Raw genomic sequence first — 22,157 nt, 5'->3', positions numbered from 1 at the left:
AAAATTTTCAACCAAATTCAATTAATTTTATCAAAATAATGTCATCTTGTGCACTTTAATTGTTATAATTTTCAATTTTATCGAACAATTTCACCCTTATTTTGTTTTTATGCAGTATAATAAACTCGTACCAACTACTATTAAAGGAGGCAATTTGATGGAAAAAATGTTAGTAAAGCGATTAAATCGTTTTGAAGTACCAACTGAAATGACATGGAAATTAGAGGATTTATACCCAACTCGTGCAGAATGGTTAGATGCTTTAGAGCTTATTGAAAATGATTTAGTTGAGGCAACGTCATTAAAAGGTTCTGTTTTAAAATCCGCGGAATGTTTAAAAAAGACATTATTAACTTATGAATCAATTATGCTTCAATTAATTCGTTGCGGTAGTTATGTAAGCTTACGTCAGTCTGGAGATGGGTCTGATCCACAAAACCAATCTGATAGTTTACAGTTCTCAAGCTTAAGTACGAAAGCGAATACAATTTTAACATTTATACAGTCTGAGCTATTAAACTTAAATAATGAAATGTTAGAAGCGTTTATAAAAGAAGAAAAAGAAATTCAAGTATTTAAATTATTATTAGAAGACATTATTGCATCTAAGCAACATAAATTACTTCCTGAAACTGAAGAGGCTTTAGCAGCACTTGGTGAAGTCACTTCTGCCCCATATCGAATTTACCAAACAAGTAAATCCGCTGATTTAAAATTCGAAACATTCGAAGATGATAACGGAAAAGAATTAGAAAATTCGTTTGCTATGTTTGAAAATTTATATGAATTCTCTCCAAATCATACAGTCCGTAAAGAAGCTTATGAATCGTTTACTAAAACTCTTAACCAATACAAAAATACATATGCTGCTGTTTATGCAACTCAAGTAAATAAAGAAGTTACTTTAAGTAAATTACGTAAATATGATTCAGTAACTCACATGCTATTAGAAAATCATAAAGTTTCTTTAGAAATGTATCATAATCAATTAAACATTATTTATAAGGAACTTGCTCCACATATGCGTAAACTAGCAAACTTAAAGAAAAAACAGCTTGGACTTGAAACGCTTCATTTCTACGATTTAAAAGCACCTTTAGATCCCGATTTCAATCCAAGTACAACATATGAAGAAGCTAAAGAAACAATTTTAAAATCATTAGAAGTCATGGGAGCTGATTACATTTCAGTCATGGAAAAAGCTTTTGATGAGCGCTGGATTGATTATTGCGATAATGTAGGAAAATCAACAGGTGCTTTCTGTTCTAGTCCTTATGGCGTACATCCATACATTTTAATAAGCTGGCAGGATACGATGCGAAATGCATTTGTACTTGCACATGAGCTTGGTCATGCTGGCCATTTTTACTATGCAAATAAATACCAACGTGTAGTCAATACACGTCCTTCAATGTATTTCGTTGAAGCCCCTTCAACATTTAATGAGATGTTATTAGGACAATATTTACTAAAACAGACAAATGATCCACAAATGAAGCGCTGGGTAATCCTTCAATTATTAGGTACTTATTATCATAATTTTGTAACTCATTTACTTGAAGGTGAATTCCAACGAAGAGTTTATGAGCTTGCTGAAAAAGGTACTCCTCTTACAGCGTCAACATTCTGTGAGGTTAAAGGCAATGTTCTGAAGGAATTCTGGGGAGATTCAGTCGAAATCGATGAAGGTGCAAGCTTAACTTGGATGCGCCAGCCACACTATTATATGGGTCTTTATCCATATACTTACTCTGCTGGTTTAACTGCATCTACTGCTATTTCGCGAAGAGTTGCTACAGAGGGACAACCAGTTATCGACGCTTGGATCGATGTTTTAAAAACAGGCGGATCTAAAAAACCAGTTGAACTTTTAAAAATGGCTGGGGTTGATCTAACGACGAGTGCACCGATTAAAGAAGCTGTAGACTATGTTGGTTCATTAGTAACTGAATTAGAGTCTCTTTTCTAAAGAAATTAAAAAAACACCTAAATTATTTTTTAAATAATTTAGGTGTTTTTTATTAGTTTTTCATTCGGTCTTTCTTACCTTTTGTTCCGTTAGCATATAGTATAAATCCGATACATCCGAATAAAATCGGCCCTAGTACAATTGGTAAATACTCTAATAAAGTTGTATCTGGTGCAGGAATTAGTGTTAATCCGATTGTACCAACTACTGAGATCATCCCTACTACCGCAACAAATATTGCAACTGAAGTTTTTTTAATTTTAAATGGTCTTTCAATTTCTTTGTCAGTCATGCGAAGTTTAATATATGCACTAATTAAAAATACATAAGGGATAAAAAACGCTAATGTCGACATTAAAATCAACATATTCAATGCTTTAGACACACTTGGTACAAAAGCTGAAAGAATTAAAATTAAAGTAACCGCACCCGCTTGACCTAAAACTAAAATTGATGGCATTCCATCTTTATTTTCTTTTAGTATATTTTTAGGTAGTACATCCTTTGCACTTTCAGCAATCATTACACTTGGATTCAAAATTAAAAATGACAGAGATCCAACAAATGCTAATAGAAAGCAGATTCCTAAAATTTGTGAAAGTGAAAAATTCAATCCGAATTGAGATGTTATTTTATCTGCAAACAAGTAAAGTGCTGTCGCTGTTTGATCAGATGAAATTGTAATAACAAATTGAAATGCTACTGTTGCAAGGATATATACTGCTGCAATAATGATTGAAGTTATAAAAATTGCCCTTGGAAATGTTTTTTGAGGATTTCTTACATTCCCTGCAATTGTTCCAAGCATTTCTGCGCCTGAAAAACCAAACATTAATGTCGATAAAAACATAATTGTTCCAAACGATAAATTGTTTGGCATGATTGTACTATGAGTAAAGTGTGTTGCACTTGGCTCGCCACTAAACATACTATAAAATCCAAAACCAAAGATTAAAATTGCTGGCACTAATACGCCAAGTGGTGCGCCAATTGATGCAAGCCTTCCACTCATTTTTGTGCCTTTTAATGTTAATAAAGTAACAATCCAAAATATCACACTAGAAATAATTGCCGTTTTCATCGGATGACTAGCCATTTGTGGCTGGTTAATTCCATATGCAATAGCAATAGTTGTTGTTAATAAAAGCGATGGATAATACGTAAAATTAGCAATCCAGAAAAACCAAGAGCATAAAAATGAAGCTTTCTCCCCAAATGCTTTTCGAACCCAAACGCCCATGCCGCCTTGATTAGGATAGGTAGTAGATAATTCAGCTACAATTAATCCAATTGGAATAAAATATATTAACGCTGCAACAATCCAATAAAATAATGCTGATGGACCGATTGTTGAAGCAAAAGCAATATTACGTAATCCTAAAATTGCATTAATACTTAAAAATGATAAACCCATTACACCTAATTTTTTTGATGAATCCATGATGATACTACACCTTTCAATATAAAAAATCTTCTACTTTTTAGTCACTTGAGTAATTATACAGATATACTTATATAAATTCAAACGTTATTTTATACTAGTATAATTTTTGGAATAGAAGTAAAATTGCATTATTTAATGTGGAAGTACGGTCATGAAATAAGAACAAATTATGTACTTTTATCATAAAGTTGTGAACTTCGTGCATAAAGTAGCGGAATTCGCGCATAAATCGCTTGTTTTTATTCATATTTCCTCACTTTTATTCATAAGACGCTCGACCATATTTAATGCAGCTACCTGACAAAGGAGACGCTTTTAAAAACCACGAACACTAAGTGAACTATATTGATAAAGTTGTGAACTTCGTTGATATATTACTGAAAGTCGTTGATAAAGTATTAAAACAGGTTGATATATCACTAGTTCCCGTTGATATATTCATAATTTCACATTATTCTTCACGAATTCTCTTTAATATTTCCTAATTTCATACTGTTAATCGCTAATTCTCGTTAATATTTCGTTATTCCCCACCCTCTTCTTCTTCAAATTGACGAAAAAACAACAAAAAAACCCACAAGGAAATGTATTTCCCTTGTGGGTTTATCATTAATTAGTCAACGTAGCGGATAATTTCTGCTACATCCTTACGTGCAAGTTTTTTTGCTGGCTCAGATGGATAGCCAAGTGAGATTACCATGTTGATTTCACGGTTTTCTTGTATATCTAGGTATGTTCTTAGTTTATCTTGAGCTAGTAGGACTGGACCTGTCATTGGGCAAGTTCCTAATCCTAGTGCATGTGCTGCTAACATTAAGTTTTGTGATGCTAGACAGCTACTTTTAATTCCTTCTTCTTTCCAAACTTCATTTTCGACAAATCCGATTGGATCAAAGATTTTTGTTCTGAATTTTGATTCGTAAGGTGTTGCTAAACAAATGATTAAGACAGGTGCTTCTCTAAATGCTGTTGCGTATGGTCCAAAAGAACGAACTAATAATTTCCCTTCTTTTTCTAAACCTTTTTCTTTAGCTTTTTCAGCAACTTCATGTAATGAATCCCATGTCATTTCTTCAATTTTTTTAATTTTGTCTGTGTTTTTAATAATGATAAATTCCCAAGTTTGTGAGTTTGTATCACTTGGAGCATAACGTGCGCAGTCGATGATTTCTTCAATCACTTCATTTGAAACTGCTTGATCAGTAAATTTTCGAATACTTCTTCTTCCGTGAATAATTTCTTTAAACGAATTGTAATCCATGCTTCCACCCTTTATTGTATATGCTCTTCATTCATCCCTTGATGTTTTACTAATTCATAGTAAAAGCCTTGTTTATCGATTAATTCTTCATGCGAACCTCTCTCAATACACATTCCATTTTTCAAAACAAGTATTTGATTAGCATTTTTAATTGTATTTAGTCGATGCGCAATAACAAAGCTTGTTCGGCCTTGCATTAGTCTTTGTAAAGCTTCTTGAATTTTAATTTCTGTGATTGTATCGATGCTGCTAGTTGCTTCATCTAAAATTAAAATTGCTGGATTTGCTAGAATTGCTCTAGCAATTGAGAGAAGTTGCTTTTGACCTTGACTAATTTGCTGATCATCTTGTTGTAAAATTGTATCATATCCTGTCGGAGATTTCATAATAAAACTATGTGCATTAGCTAGTTTAGCCGCTTCTTCTACTTCTTCATCTGTTGCATCTAAACGACCATATCGTATATTTTCTCGAATAGTTCCTTTAAATAAAAATGAATCTTGTAAAACAAATGCCATTTGTTGTCTTAAGTTTTTTCTAGAATATTGATCAATACTTACACCATCTATGAGTATATCACCACTATTGATTTGATAAAAGCGTGAAAGTAAATTTACTACTGTTGTTTTACCCGCTCCTGTAGGTCCAATTAATGCTACAGTCTCACCTGGTGACGCTTTGAATGAAACATTTGATAAAGTATTTGAATCTTTGCCGTATGAGAAACCAACATTTTTATATTCAACTTCACCTAAAATTACTTTTTGATCATTTACGATGTGAGATTCGTCGATTGCTTCAATATCTTCATCAATAATTGAAAAAACTCGTTCTGCCCCAGCTATAGCTGAAAGTAATGTATTAAATTGATTTGATAAATCATTTAGCGGGCGTGTAAATTGTCTTGAATACTCCGTAAATACAACAATTGTACCGATTGAAATATGACCTTTATACGCAAAGTATCCACCAATACCTGCAATAATCGCAAAGCTTACATTATTTAAAACGTTCATGAACTTTGGAATCATTCCGGCGAAAATAAATGCCCAAAATCCAGAGTTTTTCAGTTTTTCATTTTTATTTAAAAAATCTCGAATCATTTTATCTTCTTGTGAAAAAGTTTTAATAATTCTTTGCCCAGATACTGTTTCTTCTATAAAACCATTTAACTCCCCTAAATTTCGCTGTTGGATTTTATAAAGCTGACCTGTACGATTTGTAATCCATCTAATCCCGATAATTAATACCGGTACAATTGATAATGTCAATAAAGTTAAGATTGGACTATACCAAAGCATAACTGAAACGGTACCAACTAAAGTTAACACACTTGAAAATACTTGAATAACTGATGTATTCAATGTTGAGCTTACATTTTCTAAATCATTCGTTACACGACTCATTAATTCACCATGTTGTCTCTTTTCAAAAAATGACATCGGCAACTTGTGAAACATATTAAATAATTCTGTTCTCATTTTAGTTACTGTATTTTGAGCAATATCAATCATCCAAAAATTTTGTAAAAATAATGATGCAGAATAACCTACATAGATGAACACTAAAGCAAGAATTAGCCAAGATAAACCACTTAAATTATTTTTTAAAATATAATGGTCGATTGAATATCCAACTAATACAGGTCCTAATAATCCAAGACCAGCACTTGCTAAAACTAAAAAAAGTACGACAACTAGTTTTCCCTTCATTAGCGCTAAATAATTCCAAATTCTTTTGACTGTTGATGAAACGTTATTTGCACGTTCCTTTTGTTTCTTATTTTTGGTGAGTGCTAATTGTTTATATCGGAAAGGTTTAGTTAGCTCCTTTAACATTTTGAATTTCCTCCTTTCCGTATTGTGAATAGTAAATTGCTTTATAAAGTTTGGAACTTTTTAATAAAGATTCATGAGTTCCTTCTTCTACTAGTTCACCTTCGTCAATAATTAAAATTTTATCTGCCTTTTTAGCCGTGCTAATTTTTTGAGTAATAATTAAAGTTGTACATTGGTATTCTTTTAAAGCTTCGAGTAAACTAGCTTCAGTTTTTAAATCTAATGCGCTTGTGCTATCGTCGAGTAATAAAATACTTGGCTTTCTAATAATTGCCCTTGCAATTGCAAGTCTTTGTTTTTGACCGCCTGAAAGATTTACACCTTTTTGCCCGATTAAACTCTCATATCCATTTGGGAAAGACAAAATTGTATCATGAATTTGAGCATGCATTGCAGCTGAATAAACTTCTTCATCTGTTGCAGTCTCTCTACCCATTAATAAATTCTCTTTAATCGTCCCAGTAAATAACAATGCTTCTTGAGGTACATACCCTATTTGTCCTCTTAACTGCTTACTATTTATTTTTCTACTATCTTGATCATCAATTAAAATAGTACCAGAGTTAACATCATATAAACGAGGGATTAATTGAAATAATGATGTTTTCCCGGATCCTGTTGAACCTAATATAGCAATTGTTTGCTCTGGATAAGCAACAAATGAGATATTTTTTAAAACACTCGTTTCATCATTTGGATAACTGAAAGAAACTTGATGAAATTGAATTTTACCTTCTAAACGATTTTCGATTTTGTTTCCTTCATTCTTTTCTACAAAGTCTTCTTCAATCGTTAAAATTTCATCGATTCGTTCTGATGAGGCTCTCATTCTTGAAAACGCACTAATAATAAAAGAGAAAACCGAAAAAGATGAAGTTATACGAGAAATATAATTCACGATTGCAACGATATTTCCAATATTTGTTTCATGTGAATGTACTTTACTATTACCAAACCATAATACAATTAAAATACATGCATTCATAAACAGAAGCATAACCGGCATCGTTATTTCCATCGTTCTTAATGCAACTGATGTTTTTTGTTTTAAATTTTGATTTATATGTTGAAAACGTTTATTTTCATAGTTATTTCTTACGAATGCTTTAATTAATTTCATTCCAACTAAATTTTCTCTAAGGACGCTATTTACAACATCTACATTATCTTGAACATTTTTAAATAGTCTTCTACCTTTTTTTACCATCCAGTTTAGAAAGATAAATAAGAACGGCAAAATTAATGAAATTACTAATGATAGTTTCCAATCCAAAATTAAAGCCATAACAACACTACCAACTACGATTAGTGGTGCTCTTAAAATGATCCTTAAACTCATAAATACCGCACTTTGTAATTGTGAAACGTCATTTGTAAGACGAGTAATAATTGACGAAGTAGGTAAATAACTGAAAGTCGTAAATGAAAATGATTGTACTTTCTCAAAAAGCGTCTTACGTAATTTAAAAGAGTAGCTCTGTGCTATATGAGTAGCATAGAAAGTATTTAATACACCACCGATGAAGGCTACGATTGATAACACAATCATGACTATTCCCCATTTAGTAACATAAGACATGTCTTTTTGGACAATCCCGTTGTTGATGATATTCGATAAAATATAAGGTTGAAATAATTCAACAACTAACTCCAAAAATAAAAAAACGATTGCTGCAAAAATTGTAATTTTGTATGGTTTTAAAAACTTAAAACTATTCAATTTAGTCACTCCCCTGACTAAAGAGGTAATGATTAAAAAACCCCTCCATATTTTCTTATCTCTTTTTAATAAATCTACAAAAATCTTAATAAAAGTACATAAAACAGGAAAAGAACTCGTATTTAAACGAGTCCTCTTCATAAAAAGCTATCATTCAGTGATCGATAAAAATTCTTCAACGTCTTTAAGAGATAGTTTTACAGCTTTCTCCCAGAAATCACGTTTTGTTAAATCAACACCTAAATGTTTTTGAGCTAATTCTTCTACTGTCATTGAAGCAGTATCTTTTAATAGTGCAATATATTTCTGTTCATAAGATTTTCCTTCTTCCAACGCTTTTGCATAAATACCTAAAGAGAATAAGTATCCAAATGTGTATGGGAAGTTATAGAACGGTACACCCGTAATATAGAAATGTAATTTTGATGACCAGAAATGTGGATGATACTCATCCAATGCGCCACAATATGCCTCTTTTTGAGCTTCTTCCATTAGTTCATTTATTCGATTTTTACTTACAACACCATTTTTACGCTCTTCATAAAAACGAGTTTCAAATAAGAAGCGAGCATGAATATTCATATAAAATGCAACACTTCGTTGGATTTTGTCTTCTAAAAGAGCAAGACGTTCGTCATCTGAATTCGCATTTTTAACGGCTGCATCTGCAACAATCATTTCTGCAAAAGTTGAAGCTGTTTCAGCAACATTCATTGCGTAATGTTTATTAAGTGTATGAACATCCTTCATCGCAAAAGAATGGAAAGCATGCCCTAATTCATGAGCTAATGTTGAAACATTCGATGGTGTTCCTGAATATGTCATAAAAATTCGAGATTGACCACTCTCAGAAAATCCTGTGCAGAATCCACCAGGACGTTTACCTGGGCGATCTTCTGCTTCAATCCAAGAATCTTCAAATGCCATCTTAGTAAAATCTGTTAATTCGTCTCCAAATTGCTTGAACTGGTCTAAGATAAATTCTGCACCTTCAGAATATGAAATTGCAGAGTCAGTATCTGCAACAGGTGCATCTAAATCATACCAGCTTAATTTCTCAACGCCTAATAATTTAGCTTTTCTTTGTAGATATTCAACAAACGGAGCTTTATTGTCAATTATTGCTCCCCACATTGAATCAAGTGTCTCTTGGCTCATACGATTAATTGATAACGGTTCTTTTAATACATTATTCCATCCACGTTGTCCATATACGCTCAAACGGAAACCAGCAAGATGATTTAATATTTTTGCGAAGTAATCTGACTCATTTCCCCACGTTTCTTCCCATTTCTCAAAAATCTCTTTTCGAACATTTCGGTCTTTAGAAGAAAATAGATTTGATGCTTGACCAACTGATAGAATTTTATCATCGTGTTCAATTTGCATTTTTCCTACAACAGTGTCATACATTTGACCCCATCCGTGATAGCCATCAACAGAAAGTGCTGTAATTAATGCTTCTTGATCGACAGATAATAATTCGCTTGATTTTTGACGTCGCTCATTTAATACAAACGAAATCTCTTTAAACTCATCGCTTTCTAAAATAGTATTCCAAACAGAATCTTCTATTTTAGTTAATTCACTATGAAATTTTGTTAAAGAGGTAGAGAATTTTGCATGTAACTGAGTTAATGTACCTCTTAATAAATTAGCTTTTTGATCAGCCATGTTTTGAGCTTGTAGGCAACCTACAAATGCACTAGCTTGAGATAGTTTCTTTCCTATTATTTCAATATTACTAATGATAGCATTTAATTCCTCAATACCATCACAGCTTTTTGGAGCAGTAAACATTGAAACTTGTCTCTCTAATCTTTCTACTAAACTAGTTACTTCTATTATGTATGTTGCAAATTCAGGAGACTCACTTCCTCCTTTAAAGAAAACATCTAAATCCCACGTAAGTGAATATGTATTCGTTGACATACGACCCCACCTTTTGGTTTGTTAAGTACATTAGTTATTATACATTATTCGAAATATTTAGTCTAATCATACTACTTTTTACCAAAATGATTTGGGACACAAGCTTGATGAAATAATGTTCAATCAAACATTTTATGCATTTTTTTTAATAAACTTCCGTTTTAATATTAATTTTTTATGTCCATAAATATAGAAAAAATAGAAATGAAATTTAATAAACTTTAGACGAAAATGATCGTCAAATATTACAAAACTCCACTAATTGTTACAATTGTTTTAATTGAACGTTAATAAAAGTGCTCTTTTTTGCTTCCTTAACAATAGTTTATCGATAAAAATAACGATTTTATTAATAAAAAACACTATTAATCCAATTAATTTAAGGCATTATCAGCCGCTTAATATGACAAAATTACACAAAATGGAGCGAAGTACTTAAGCCTGCACCCCTTACTATTACTGGTTTCATGAGCATTTTCTGTCGAATTTAACTGTAGTAAATAGATAGAATTGATAGAATATTATAAAAAAAGGTAATATATTTGTAACATAAAATAAAGTTACTGAAATCTTACTGTCATATTTCCATGGTAAAGTAGACACATAGAAATCGACAGGAGAGAGAAATATGAAAAAACTAATAACATGTTTTGTTACTACTGTTGTTCTAACAATGGGAATCACGACAAATACATATGCAGCTACTTACAAAGTAAAATCTGGAGATACTTTATCTGCAATTGCAAAAAAGCAAAAGGTAACAGTTTCTCAAATTAAAGTTTGGAATCATTTAAAATCAGATCTTATTAAAGTAAATCAAGTATTACAAATTAAACCTACAACTAAGAAAAAAACAACTAAAAAAACAACTAAAAAAACAACAGCTAAATCTGCTACTCCATACAAAGTAATTAAAATGAAAGCTACTGCTTACACTGGTAGCTGTAAAGGATGTAGTGGAAAAACAGCTACTGGAATAGATTTAAAAAAGAATCCTAAAGTAAAAGTTATCTCGGTTGACCCAAAAGTTATTCCTTTAGGATCTAAAGTATACGTAGAAGGCTATGGTTATGCTATTGCTGGTGATACTGGCGGATCACTAAAAGGTAATAAAATTGATGTATTTATCCCAAATAAGAATAATGCCCTAAAATGGGGAGTTAAAACAGTTACTGTAAAAGTTTATAAGAAATAAAATAAACGAGCCTTAATTGAGGCTCGTTTTTCGATTTGAATTTAAATCAAATAATCGACCATCTAATTCATTTAAAAATTCAATTCTTTTTTCTTCTCTTGATAATATTTCAAGCATATTTGCTTGTAAAATTAACTTTTGAATACTTTTTCTTTGTGATATTTCAAGTAAATAAACTTCATATGGTTTAAACCACTTTTCTTCCTTCAATACTTCAATTCTCTCTTGAATTAATTCAGTTTCTTTCTCATAAAAAGAATAGCCAAAAAACTTTTGTGGCAAATATTCGATAAAAAAGTAAACGATTACTTCAGTAACGAGCCATGACAATATCCGAAAAACAAAACCTACTAGTCCAAATACGATTTCATGCATTGTTTTTTCTCCTACCCTTTTTATTACCATTTATTTTAACATTTCTTGGATACTAATTTGTAGTTCTTTAAGAGCATATTTTCCATTTAACTAATAAACAATATTATTAAATATTTTATTTTGGAGATGAAAACAAATGAAAGATAAACGATTTACAATAACAGGTACTGATATTACTGAAGTAAAGAGAAAAAATGCAGATTCTGGGTTAACTTATAATCAAGTTAAGCAATTGCTTGCAGAGAAATATATGAAAGAAAAAAGAAATAGATAAACTTAACGTTATTGTTACGTTGAAGCTTGATCAATTTTAGTCTCAACTATAATTGAGATGGTATTCTCAAGATTTTTTTCAAAGTAAAGAAAGCTGGATGATGTTGATTTCCACTCCAGGACTCTCGCTTAGTAACATGTTAATAATTTACTATTTTATATTTCAACACTCCGTAAAAAAGTAATTTTTTTCTTTGAACTGTCTGACACTACTCATTTTTTGTTATTACTTACGATTTCCGCTTAATTTATTCATGATTAAATGACTTATTTACAGTTTTACTGAATTTAATTGCAGTTTGGAGAATTTTAATTGCAGTTTTGCTATTTTCATTTGAAGTTTTAGTCATTTTATTTGCACTTTTACCTTTTTTACTCGCACTTATTTATTTGCAGTTTTAGTCTTATTAGTTCCACGAATTTAAACATTCTATCTGTACAAAAAAGTACCACTCAATCTTCAAAAAGAATTGAGTGGTTTTCTTCTAATTAGAGTGAATTGAGTGTTTAACTTTTGCACCCTCATTTTCAATTTTAATCTCACTTACTTCACAATTTGGAAATAAGTTTTTGAAATATGTAGTGGCAACTGAGCAACTTTCTATGGAAACAAAAGCTAGTACAGTAGGACCAGCACCGCTAAGCACAAAACCGTGTACAAATTCAGGTAATTTCAGTTTCTTTAAAGTATCTAATTCGTTTACGATTTTGCTGCGATATGGTTCATGAAATAAGTCTCTTTTCATCATATCGCCTGCTAATTTCCAGTCTTCCTTTAGTAGTGCTGTAATCAATAGATTGCTAAAACTACTAGATAGAATAGCATCCTTATACGGAATTGTTGCGGGCAAAATATTTCTTGCATGAATCGTTTCTAGTTCGTATGTAGGGATTATTGCTACTACTGATACTTTATTTAAAGTTGATTGTTGAATATAAGCTTTTCCGTCGATATAAGTCCCTATAACTAGCCCACCATAAAGTGAGGCACCAACATTGTCCATATGACCTTCTAATGCGGTTGCTATTTGTAGTTGTTCTTCTAATGATAAATTTAAATGGCAAAGCTCATTTGCTAATATAATGCCTCCGACTATTGCAGAAGCACTACTTCCTAAACCTCTTGTAAGCGGAATATCACTTTCAAGTTTTAGATGACAAGTTGGCAATGTTTTGTTATTTGCTTTGGCAACTTCAATAGCTGTTTGAAAGATTAAATTTGTCTGATCTAGCGGTATATTTTTCAAATAATCACTAAATCCCTCGCAACTGTATTTATCATTTTCGAATACTTCAATTGTTAAATACCGATTAAATGCAATACCAATTGAATCAAATCCTGGCCCTACATTTGCAGTGCTTGCAGGAACGGTTATTTGGAAAAGCTTTTTCATATAGAAACCACACCTTGTAAATGTTCTAATACAATCTTTTCTTCATTTGGTAATAAAATGGGTTCGATCTTACTTGACTCAATTGCGATATCAGGATCTTTTAATCCATTGCCTGTTAAAATGGCTACTATTTTAGTGCCTTTTTTAATTACACCAGACTGAACTTGTTTGTAGACTCCGGCAATACTTGCACATGAACCTGGTTCTGCAAATACTCCCTCTTTTGATGCGATCCATTTATAAGCTTGTAAAATTTCGTCATCTGTTACACTATCGATTGCACCATTTGATTCCTGAATGGCATTTACTGCATATTCCCAGCTTGCAGGATTTCCGATTCGAATAGCCGTTGCAATTGTTTCTGGATTTTCAATCTTTTTATTATTTACAATCGGAGCCGCACCCGCTGCTTGGAAACCATGCATTTTAGGTAATTTAATACCATGTTTTAAATGATATTCATTAAACCCTTTCCAATAAGCTGTAATATTTCCAGCATTACCAACCGGGATTGCTAGTATTTCAGGTGCTTCCTCCAATTGTTCACATATTTCAAAAGCAGCTGTTTTCTGGCCTTCAATTCGATATGGATTAACTGAATTTACTAACGTAATTGGTTCAGATTCACTAATTTTTCTTACCATTTGAAGCGCGTGATCAAAATTTCCATCAATACTTATGATATGTGCGCCATACATTACAGCCTGCGCGAGTTTGCCGTATGCAATTTTTCCGTTTGGAATAATCACGAAACATTTCATACCAGCTCTTGCTGCGTAAGCGGCAGCCGCAGCAGAAGTATTTCCCGTCGATGCACAAATAATTGCTGTACTGCCCTCTTCTTTAGCTTTAGCAACTGCCATAACCATACCACGATCTTTAAATGAACCAGTTGGATTTAAACCTTCTAGTTTCACATATAATTCGATACCCCACTCCTGTGACAAACGCGATAAATAAAGTAAAGGAGTATTCCCTTCATTTAACGTTAATTGTGGTGTTTCTTCATTAATAGGTAAGTACGTTGAGTATTTTTCAATTAATCCCTTATACATCTCAATCTTCACCTGCAATTCGATAATAGCTACGAACTTCATCGACTACATCAGATGTTTCTAAACTTTCAGTTACTTTTTTATAAGACGAGTATGAGGCATTGTGAGTTACTAAGATAATTTCAGCTAGCCCTTTATGCTTTAAAGGAACTTGAATAATTTTCTCAAAACTAATATCTGACTCTGTAAATAGGGAAGTAATTTTCGCAAACGATCCTAATTGATCTTTTACAGTAAATCGGAAGAATGACTTGAAATAAATTTCATCATCTTCTTTTAATTCTTTTGGATACTGAGGTAAAATAGCACTTGTTCCGTTTACACCTAAACGCATATTTTTCATCACTGCAACTAAGTCAGACACGATTGCAGTTGCTGTTGGTAAACTGCCTGCACCTGGTCCATAAAACATCGTTTCACCTACAGCTTCACCATAAACATATACTGCATTAAATTCATTGCTAACAGATGCTAATGGATGATTGTGCGCAATTAAAGTCGGTCCAACACTAACTTCAATACGATTATTATTTCTTTTTGCATAGCCGATTAATTTCATTGTATATCCAAAGTATTTAGCGTAATCTATGTCCTCAGAAGAAACTGAACTGATCCCACGTACTTGAACGTCTTCAAGTTCAACATCCATTGAGAATCCTAATTTTGCTAAAATCGTCATTTTTCTAGCAGCATCTAATCCTTCAACATCAGATGTTGGGTCTGCTTCAGCAAATCCTAACTCTTGTGCTTCTTTTAAGACATCTTCATAAGCTTTTCCTTCATTGCTCATCTTTGTAAGGATGAAATTTGTCGTTCCATTGACAATTCCCATCAGCTTGTTCACACGATCAGATGCTAAACCATCTACTAAACTACGAATAATCGGTATTCCACCAGCAACGCTAGCTTCGTAGAATAAATCGCATTTATTTTCATTTGCTACACGGAGTAATTCTGTACCATATAATGCCATTAAATCTTTATTTGCTGTTACGACATGTTTTTTATTTCGAAGAGCATGTAGTATATAATGTCTTGCATCATCAATTCCACCCATTACCTCTACTACAACATCTATTTCAGCATCATCTAATATTTCGTATGCTTCTGTTGTTAGTAAATCCTTCTGAATCGAAACAGAACGCTCCTTTTCAAGGTCTTTTACTAAAACCTTTTTTACTTTTACAGAACAACCGATTTGATGAGCTAGTCTGTCTTGATGATCTTCAACAATTTTTACAACACCACTTCCAACAGTTCCAAGTCCTAATAGGCCAATTGAAATACAGTCCTTCATATGATCTCCTCCGTTAAAATTTGATATAATTTCCATTATGGGAATAGTTTATGGAAATAGCAAACATTTTTTTAAATTTTCCAATTATTATTATTTAAAATATTACAAAATTATGAACCTAAAATGATAAAATCATAAATTGTAAGGGGTTTCTTGGTAAACATAGTAATTTAACCAATTCGAAAATAATAGATTTCCATGACTTCTCCAGCGTACAATCGGTGACTTTTCTGGGTTATCATTTTTGAAATAGTTTTTTGGTATATCAATTTCCACACCTCTTTGTACATCTCTTTCGTATTCAGATTTTAACGTATCAATACAATATTCATGATGTCCTGTCGCAAAAATCTGTTTTCCGTCCTCACTCATAACAAGATGGACGCCTGCATCTTCAGATAAACTTAAAATCTTTAATTCTCCTACACTTTCAATATCTTCTTTTCGAACTTCAGTATGTCTCGAATGTGGTACATAGTACTCATCATCAAATCCACGAACTAGGTTTACAAATCGATCCTCTACTGTATGAGGAAAAACACCGAACATTTTTTTAGTTAATGGATATTTAGGAACACCATAATGATGGAAAAGTCCAGCTTGTGCCCCCCAACAAATATGAAGTGTAGACGTTACATTTTCTTTTGTGAATTCCATAATCTCTTTTAACTCTGACCAATATTCAACTTCCTCAAACTCTAATGTTTCTACTGGAGCACCCGTTATAATAAAGCCATCATATTTTGTATCTTGAATTTGTGAAATTGTTTTATAAAAGTTGGAAACATGTTCTTCAGACACATTTTTAGGCTTGTATGATTCAGTACCAATTAAATCAATATCCACTTGTAATGGAGAGTTTGCAATTAAACGTAATATTTGCGTTTCAGTTTCAATTTTAGTAGGCATTAAGTTTAAAATACCTATTTGAAGCGGTCGAATATCTTGAGTCTCCGCTCGTTCTTTCGTCATATAAAAAACGTTTTCATTCGTTAATATTTCCGTAGCAGGTAGATCTTTGTTGATAATTACTGGCATTTTAATTCCACTCCTCTTTCTTCTTAGAAAAAAGGCAGTAGAATGATAAATTAATTAATTACTACTACCTTATTAATTTTTAAAAACTAAAATTTAGTTTTATTGATAACAATGAATAATTATTCTTTCTTTTTAAACTGAAAAATATCTTCCATCTTTATGCGAGAATACCATTGCAGTTACAGATGCTTCAGGAAGCATCATGAACCCTTCTGTCAATTTAATTCCAATATCGTTTGGGTTAATTAACTTAAATAGTTTTTCTTGGTCCTCGAGATTTGGACACGCTGGATAACCAAATGATACCCTGACGCCTTGGTATTTAGCTTTAAATCGTTCAGACATTGTAAAATCTGGTTGATCTGGGAATCCCCATTTTTCTCTCATTAACATGTGAGTTTTTTCAGCTAAACCTTCTGCTAATTCTAACGCTAGTGAGAAAAGTACATGACTCTTTAAATATTCCCCTTCTTCTTTCAATCTTTCAGCAATATTTCTAACTCGTGGACCTGAAGTTACTGAAAAGAATCCGACATAATCCATTTCTTCACCAACTGGATTTAAGAAGTCGCTAATACATAGATTAGGTTCCTTTCTTTGTCTAGGAAATTGAAAGCGTTCAATCGGTTTAAGAGTTTCATGGTCATAGATAATAACATCATTTCCATCACTTTGAGCTGGGAAAAAATGATAGATAACTTGGCAATCAAAATATTCATTTCCGTCTTTTAAGAATTCTTGAACTAACTCGTATAATTCTTGACCTCGCTCTTGGTTTTCCCATTTACCCTTTACACCCAAATGATGCCCGATTAACATTTGATAATTAATAAAAGGTGCCACTTGAGCTACTGGTATATTCTTTAAGACAGTTTTAGTTAATGAAGCAGGTACTAGACAATCTGACTTTTGAATTGCAGATCTAGTAGTATTAATTTCAGGAACGGGCAATTCGATGACGTTATCAACTTTTTTTATTGCTTTTTTCTTATCTTGTAGCACTTGTAATTCATTCGGATTAACAATTTTATTCGCTAAATCTAAACCCGTCATCGCATCATTTGAATAAGCAACTAGCCCGTCATATATTGGCTGAATGCGATTTTCTGTAAACTTTCTAGTTAATGCTGCTCCACCTACTAAAATTGGTGTATCAATCCCGGCATTTTTTAAATCACCAGCAGTAATTACCATTTGTTGTGCTGATTTTACTAGTAAGCCTGATAGTCCGATAATGTCTGGTTTATTTTCACGAATTTTTGTAATTAAATCGTCTGGACGAATATTAATGCCTAAATTTACAACATCAAATCCATTATTCGTTAAAATAATATCAACTAAGTTCTTACCAATATCATGAACATCACCTTTTACTGTCGCCAATATGACTTTTCCTTTTCGAGAGCTCTCAGTTTTCTCCATAAATTGTTCTAAAAAGGTTACAGATGCTTTCATGACTTCTGCGCTTTGCAATACTTCAGCAACAATTAGTTCATTATTATTGAAAAGTCTTCCAACTTCATCCATACCTGTCATAAGAGGACCATTTATAATATTTAAAGGTATGTCTCCACGATCGATACAAGTTTGTAAGTCTTCTATTAGCCCTTGTTTCGAGCCTTCAATCACACATGCTGCTAATCTTTCTTCAATTGGAAGCTGTTCTTTAGGTTTTTCTTCTTTTTTTACTGAATTTCTAAAATGCTCTACAAACTTATCTAATGTTTCTTGTGAAGTATGGAATAATAATTCCTCAGCAAGCTCACGTTCTTTTGCTGGGATAGAAGCAAATCGTTCTAGTTTCTCAGTATTTACGATTGCGTAATCTAGACCCGCCTTTGTTGAATGGTATAAGAAAACTGCATTTAACACTTCGCGACCAGTATTTGGTAAACCAAACGAAATATTACTTAAGCCTAAAATCGTTAAACACTCTGGAAATTCATCTTTTATTAATTTAATGCCATCAATTGTTGCTTTTGCAGATCCAATATATTGAGTATCACCTGTTCCGACAGGAAAAACTAATGGATCAAAGATGATGTCAGTAGCACGAATTTTATATTTTTCTGTTAATAATTGATAACTTCTTTTTGCAATTTCTAATTTTCGTTCAGCTGATACAGCCATTCCGTCTTCATCAATCGTTCCAACTACTACGGCAGCACCATATTTATGGATGAATGGTAAGATTTTCTCAAATCGCTCTTCCCCATCTTCAAGATTGATTGAATTAATGATCGCTTTCCCTTGAATATAAGTAAGTGCTAATTCAATTACATTTTCATCAGTAGAATCAATCATGATTGGTACTTTCACTTTATTAACTAATTGCTTTACGAAGTTCTCCATGTCTTCAACTTCTTCACGGTCTGGATCGGCCATACATACGTCGATTACATGCGCACCTTTTTTCACTTGAGCTCTAGCGATTTCTGAAGCTTCCTCAAATTTTCCGTCGGCTATTAATTTTTTAAATTTGCGGGATCCGATTACGTTTGTTCTTTCACCTACAAATAGCGGTCTCATACTATCGTCATATTGAAGTGACTCTAATCCACTAACTGCGTGGTCCAATCTTTTTTTAGGCTGACGAGGGCTAATTCCAGATACTGCCTCTTTCATTGCTCTAATATGCTCAGGAGTCGTACCACAACAACCACCAATAATATTAATCCAACCTTGCTCAGCAAAATCAAGTACTTTTTTCGCTAATGATTCAGGAGATTCATGATAATGTCCATCTTCATCTGGTAAGCCAGCATTTGGATAACAAGAAACATATGTCTCAGAAAGATCCGATAATGAGCGTACATGATCCCTCATAAACTCAGGTCCTGTTGCACAGTTTAATCCAACTGAAATCGGAGAAATATGCTCAATTGCTAAATAAAAAGCATCAATCGTTTGACCTGCTAAAGTCGTCCCCATCGGTTCGATTGTTCCTGAGATCATAACTGGTAACTTTATATTTAATTCTGTAAAGGCATTACTAATTCCAATGCAAGCAGCTTTAACATTTCGCATATCTTGACAAGTTTCAACTAGTAAAACATCTACGCCACCATTAATTAATCCAGTAGCTTGACGATTGTATGCGGTAATTAGTTCATTAAATGTTACGCCACCTGTAACACTAATTGCTTTTGTTGTAGGCCCCATCGCACCTGCTACAAAAACATCTTTACCAGATGCTACAACTGCTTGCTTTGCAATTTTTGCTGCTATTTCATTCAATTCAATATCTAAATGCTGTAAATTATAATCAGATAAAACAATATTTGTTGCCCCAAAAGTATTCGTTTCGATAATGTCAGATCCTGCGTTTATATACTCCTCATGAATCTCTTGAATAACATCTGGTCTAGTTAAAACTAAATATTCATTACAGCCTTCATAATCTTCCCCACCAAAATCATCTGCAGTTAAATCACGTTGCTGAATCATCGTTCCCATTGCACCATCAAGAAGTAATATTTTCTCTTTTAAAGCTATATCTAATTGTTTCATAGTTGTATCCCCTCTTTATTGCTGCTTTTAGTAAAATGAATTAAGTCTTCTGTTATTTCATACTTCAAAAATGGTGTAATTAAATAAATGCCATTAAATTTATCTTTTGCATAATTAATAAGTTCTTTTGCAATTTTCTTCCCTTCATCGATTGCCTTTTCTGGTTCAACTGATGAAATTCGGTTCCGTACTTCATCTGATAAAGTAATTCCAGGAACTTCATAATGAATAAAGTCTGCATTTCTCTTACTAACTAATGGCATAACGCCAATAAAAATTGGTTGCTTTATATGACGTGTCGCTTCGTATAACTTATCAATTGTTTCAAAATCATATATAGGCTGAGTTAAGAAATAATCCGCTCCTGCTTCAACCTTTTTTTCAAGTCTTTTGATCGCCGCATCAAATTTTCGAATATTTGGGTTAAAAGCAGCGGCAACTGAAAATCTCGTTCCATTTCCTAAGCTTTTACCTGAATAAAGTCTGCCTTCATTCATTTCTTTAATCATTCGAATAAGATCAAGTGATGCCACATCATAAACTGAAGTTGCACCAGGAAAATCTCCGACTCTTGCTGGGTCTCCTGTAATCGCAAGAATTTCATTTAAACCTAAAGTCGATAACCCCATTAAGTGAGATTGAAGTCCAATCATATTGCGATCACGACAAGTCAAATGCGTTAAGACTGGAACGTCTAATCGCTGTAACAGAGAAGCCATTGCCACATTCGAGATTCTCGGTGAAGCTAGTGGATTATCTGCTAACGTAATCGCATCAGCTCCTGCAGAATGTAACGCCTTTGCTCCTTCAAAAAACTTTCTCGTTTGTAAAGTTTTCGGAGGATCAAGTTCAGCGATAATCGTCGTTTTTTGTTTTGCTTTTTCTGGCAAAGTCTCATCCTTTTGCTCTACTTGCTTTGGGATTGTAATTTTAATCGTTCTGCTCTTCACTTCTTTTTTTGTAACGGGTTGTAAAGTATCAATCTTTTTTCGTAAAGCCGCAATATGTGCCGGTGTAGTACCACAGCACCCACCAATTAGTCTTACACCTTGTTCGATAAATGGTTTAGCCATATCTTCAAAATATTCTGGATTCGATTTGTATTCGTATTTCCCTTCTGCATACAATGGTAAGCCTGAATTTGGAAATGCAGATAAGTAACCATTTGTTGGTAATGATACTGTATTTAGCGATTCTAACATATGTAGTGGTCCTAAATGACAATTGATACCGACTACATCCGCCCCCAAATCAACTAATCTAGGAAGTATTTTCTCGATATATTGGCCACTTTGCATAATCCCAATTTCTTGTAGTGTTACTTGAGAAATAATTGGTAAATCCGTTCTTCCTCTTAGTAGATTTACAGCATCGTATAATTCATTTTCATCGTAAAATGTTTCAAGCATGATTCCATCTACGCCTTCTTCTAGAAGTGCTGAAGCTTGCTCAAGCAACATCATTTCCCGTTCTAAAGGAGTTGTAAACGTAGATCCAACATATTTCATTCCACCAATACCACCAATAACTAAGGCTCTTCCCTTCGAAGCAGCTCTAGCATTTCTTACAGCCATTTGGTTGATTTGTTTTACCAACTTCTCTAACCCATATTGTCTTAGCTTTCCAGCATTTGCACCGTACGAATTTGTTTGAATAACTTCTGCACCAGCATCTATATATTGTTCATGAATATGAATGATTCGATCCCGTTCAGTAATATTGAGTTCTTCAAAGCAACTGTGTAGCCCTCCTGAATACAAAAGTGTACCCATTGCACCATCACCTAAAACAATTCCACTACTTAACTTTTCCAACAAGCCCATTTCATCACTTCCTGTTTATATAAAATAAAAAAC

The 22,157-nt window shown here is 32.8% G+C and carries 15 protein-coding genes; 3 read left to right on the top strand and 12 right to left on the bottom strand.

From position 1 onward, the window contains the following. The first annotated feature begins 157 nt into the window (after nucleotides 1-157). The gene (gene pepF / locus ACFCYN_RS16555; RefSeq protein ID WP_375950410.1) at nucleotides 158-1,969 is read left to right on the top strand and encodes an oligoendopeptidase F; all 1,812 of its coding nucleotides are present in this window, start codon (nucleotides 158-160) and stop codon (nucleotides 1,967-1,969) included. Nucleotides 1,970-2,021: 52 nt separating this feature from the next. Here pepF and ACFCYN_RS16550 read toward each other — a convergent pair whose 3' ends face one another. The 5 genes from ACFCYN_RS16550 to ACFCYN_RS16530 all read right to left on the bottom strand — a co-directional run bounded on the left by ACFCYN_RS16550 (nucleotide 2,022) and on the right by ACFCYN_RS16530 (nucleotide 10,164). Then, nucleotides 2,022-3,410, bottom strand: a complete 1,389-nt coding sequence (locus ACFCYN_RS16550) for an APC family permease (RefSeq protein WP_375950408.1) — start codon at nucleotides 3,408-3,410, stop codon at nucleotides 2,022-2,024. Nucleotides 3,411-4,026: 616 nt separating this feature from the next. Continuing rightward, a complete protein-coding gene (locus ACFCYN_RS16545) occupies nucleotides 4,027-4,674 on the bottom strand; it encodes a nitroreductase family protein (RefSeq protein ID WP_172444738.1) in 648 nt (215 codons plus the stop codon). A gap of 11 nt (nucleotides 4,675-4,685) precedes the next feature. Continuing rightward, complete coding sequence (locus ACFCYN_RS16540; RefSeq protein ID WP_375950406.1) at nucleotides 4,686-6,512, bottom strand: ABC transporter ATP-binding protein; 1,827 nt, start codon at nucleotides 6,510-6,512, stop codon at nucleotides 4,686-4,688. After that, nucleotides 6,493-8,241, bottom strand: a complete 1,749-nt coding sequence (locus ACFCYN_RS16535; protein WP_375950404.1) for an ABC transporter ATP-binding protein — start codon at nucleotides 8,239-8,241, stop codon at nucleotides 6,493-6,495. Before ACFCYN_RS16535 ends, ACFCYN_RS16540 begins: the two co-directional genes overlap by 20 nt. 141 nt (nucleotides 8,242-8,382) lie before the next feature. After that, nucleotides 8,383-10,164 carry a M3 family oligoendopeptidase gene (locus tag ACFCYN_RS16530; RefSeq protein WP_375950403.1) on the bottom strand — a complete coding sequence of 594 codons (1,782 nt, stop codon included), beginning with the start codon at nucleotides 10,162-10,164 and terminating at the stop codon, nucleotides 8,383-8,385. 628 nt (nucleotides 10,165-10,792) lie between these two features. On the opposite strand from ACFCYN_RS16530, the gene ACFCYN_RS16525 reads away from it, so the two are divergent. Next, nucleotides 10,793-11,359, top strand: coding sequence for a 3D domain-containing protein (locus ACFCYN_RS16525; RefSeq protein WP_375950401.1), 567 nt, complete (start codon nucleotides 10,793-10,795; stop codon nucleotides 11,357-11,359). 12 nt (nucleotides 11,360-11,371) lie between these two features. Here the strand turns inward: ACFCYN_RS16525 and ACFCYN_RS16520 are convergent, their stop codons facing one another. Then, nucleotides 11,372-11,734, bottom strand: a complete 363-nt coding sequence (locus tag ACFCYN_RS16520; protein ID WP_375950399.1) for a hypothetical protein — start codon at nucleotides 11,732-11,734, stop codon at nucleotides 11,372-11,374. A gap of 136 nt (nucleotides 11,735-11,870) precedes the next feature. Here ACFCYN_RS16520 and ACFCYN_RS16515 point away from each other — a divergent pair, with 136 nt between their 5' ends. After that, complete coding sequence (locus ACFCYN_RS16515; protein WP_098120764.1) at nucleotides 11,871-12,008, top strand: hypothetical protein; 138 nt, start codon at nucleotides 11,871-11,873, stop codon at nucleotides 12,006-12,008. 484 nt (nucleotides 12,009-12,492) lie between these two features. Here ACFCYN_RS16515 and thrB read toward each other — a convergent pair whose 3' ends face one another. The 6 genes from thrB to ACFCYN_RS16485 all read right to left on the bottom strand — a co-directional run bounded on the left by thrB (nucleotide 12,493) and on the right by ACFCYN_RS16485 (nucleotide 22,124). Further along, nucleotides 12,493-13,401, bottom strand: coding sequence for a homoserine kinase (gene thrB / locus ACFCYN_RS16510; RefSeq protein ID WP_375950397.1), 909 nt, complete (start codon nucleotides 13,399-13,401; stop codon nucleotides 12,493-12,495). Then, nucleotides 13,398-14,456, bottom strand: a complete 1,059-nt coding sequence (gene thrC, locus ACFCYN_RS16505) for a threonine synthase (RefSeq protein WP_172444745.1) — start codon at nucleotides 14,454-14,456, stop codon at nucleotides 13,398-13,400. The genes thrB and thrC overlap by 4 nt, the downstream gene beginning before the upstream one ends. A 1-nt stretch (nucleotide 14,457) precedes the next feature. Beyond that, complete coding sequence (locus ACFCYN_RS16500; protein WP_375950395.1) at nucleotides 14,458-15,753, bottom strand: homoserine dehydrogenase; 1,296 nt, start codon at nucleotides 15,751-15,753, stop codon at nucleotides 14,458-14,460. A gap of 132 nt (nucleotides 15,754-15,885) precedes the next feature. Further along, a complete protein-coding gene (metA, locus tag ACFCYN_RS16495; protein ID WP_172444747.1) occupies nucleotides 15,886-16,791 on the bottom strand; it encodes a homoserine O-acetyltransferase MetA in 906 nt (301 codons plus the stop codon). Nucleotides 16,792-16,923: 132 nt separating this feature from the next. Continuing rightward, nucleotides 16,924-20,301, bottom strand: a complete 3,378-nt coding sequence (metH, locus tag ACFCYN_RS16490; RefSeq protein ID WP_375950393.1) for a methionine synthase — start codon at nucleotides 20,299-20,301, stop codon at nucleotides 16,924-16,926. Continuing rightward, nucleotides 20,298-22,124 carry a bifunctional homocysteine S-methyltransferase/methylenetetrahydrofolate reductase gene (locus ACFCYN_RS16485; protein ID WP_375950391.1) on the bottom strand — a complete coding sequence of 609 codons (1,827 nt, stop codon included), beginning with the start codon at nucleotides 22,122-22,124 and terminating at the stop codon, nucleotides 20,298-20,300. The genes metH and ACFCYN_RS16485 overlap by 4 nt, the downstream gene beginning before the upstream one ends. Nucleotides 22,125-22,157 lie beyond the last annotated feature (33 nt).

It is taken from the genome of Gottfriedia sp. NPDC056225, from assembly GCF_042267765.1.
GTDB lineage: Bacteria > Bacillota > Bacilli > Bacillales > Bacillaceae_G > Gottfriedia.
The sequence above is the reverse complement of the archived record's forward strand: the minus strand, read 5'-3'. Positions and strand labels throughout refer to the sequence as shown.

What these genes read in the sequence shown, in the direction of transcription:
- pepF (WP_375950410.1), top strand. Translation starts at nt 158, where the DNA reads ATGGAAAAAATGTTAGTAAAGCGATTAAATCGTTTTGAAGTACCAACT.
- ACFCYN_RS16550 (WP_375950408.1), bottom strand. Translation starts at nt 3,410, where the DNA reads ATGGATTCATCAAAAAAATTAGGTGTAATGGGTTTATCATTTTTAAGT.
- ACFCYN_RS16545 (WP_172444738.1), bottom strand. Translation starts at nt 4,674, where the DNA reads ATGGATTACAATTCGTTTAAAGAAATTATTCACGGAAGAAGAAGTATT.
- ACFCYN_RS16540 (WP_375950406.1), bottom strand. Translation starts at nt 6,512, where the DNA reads ATGTTAAAGGAGCTAACTAAACCTTTCCGATATAAACAATTAGCACTC.
- ACFCYN_RS16530 (WP_375950403.1), bottom strand. Translation starts at nt 10,164, where the DNA reads ATGTCAACGAATACATATTCACTTACGTGGGATTTAGATGTTTTCTTT.
- ACFCYN_RS16525 (WP_375950401.1), top strand. Translation starts at nt 10,793, where the DNA reads ATGAAAAAACTAATAACATGTTTTGTTACTACTGTTGTTCTAACAATG.
- ACFCYN_RS16520 (WP_375950399.1), bottom strand. Translation starts at nt 11,734, where the DNA reads ATGCATGAAATCGTATTTGGACTAGTAGGTTTTGTTTTTCGGATATTG.
- ACFCYN_RS16515 (WP_098120764.1), top strand. Translation starts at nt 11,871, where the DNA reads ATGAAAGATAAACGATTTACAATAACAGGTACTGATATTACTGAAGTA.
- thrB (WP_375950397.1), bottom strand. Translation starts at nt 13,401, where the DNA reads ATGAAAAAGCTTTTCCAAATAACCGTTCCTGCAAGCACTGCAAATGTA.
- thrC (WP_172444745.1), bottom strand. Translation starts at nt 14,456, where the DNA reads ATGTATAAGGGATTAATTGAAAAATACTCAACGTACTTACCTATTAAT.
- ACFCYN_RS16500 (WP_375950395.1), bottom strand. Translation starts at nt 15,753, where the DNA reads ATGAAGGACTGTATTTCAATTGGCCTATTAGGACTTGGAACTGTTGGA.
- metA (WP_172444747.1), bottom strand. Translation starts at nt 16,791, where the DNA reads ATGCCAGTAATTATCAACAAAGATCTACCTGCTACGGAAATATTAACG.
- metH (WP_375950393.1), bottom strand. Translation starts at nt 20,301, where the DNA reads ATGAAACAATTAGATATAGCTTTAAAAGAGAAAATATTACTTCTTGAT.
- ACFCYN_RS16485 (WP_375950391.1), bottom strand. Translation starts at nt 22,124, where the DNA reads ATGGGCTTGTTGGAAAAGTTAAGTAGTGGAATTGTTTTAGGTGATGGT.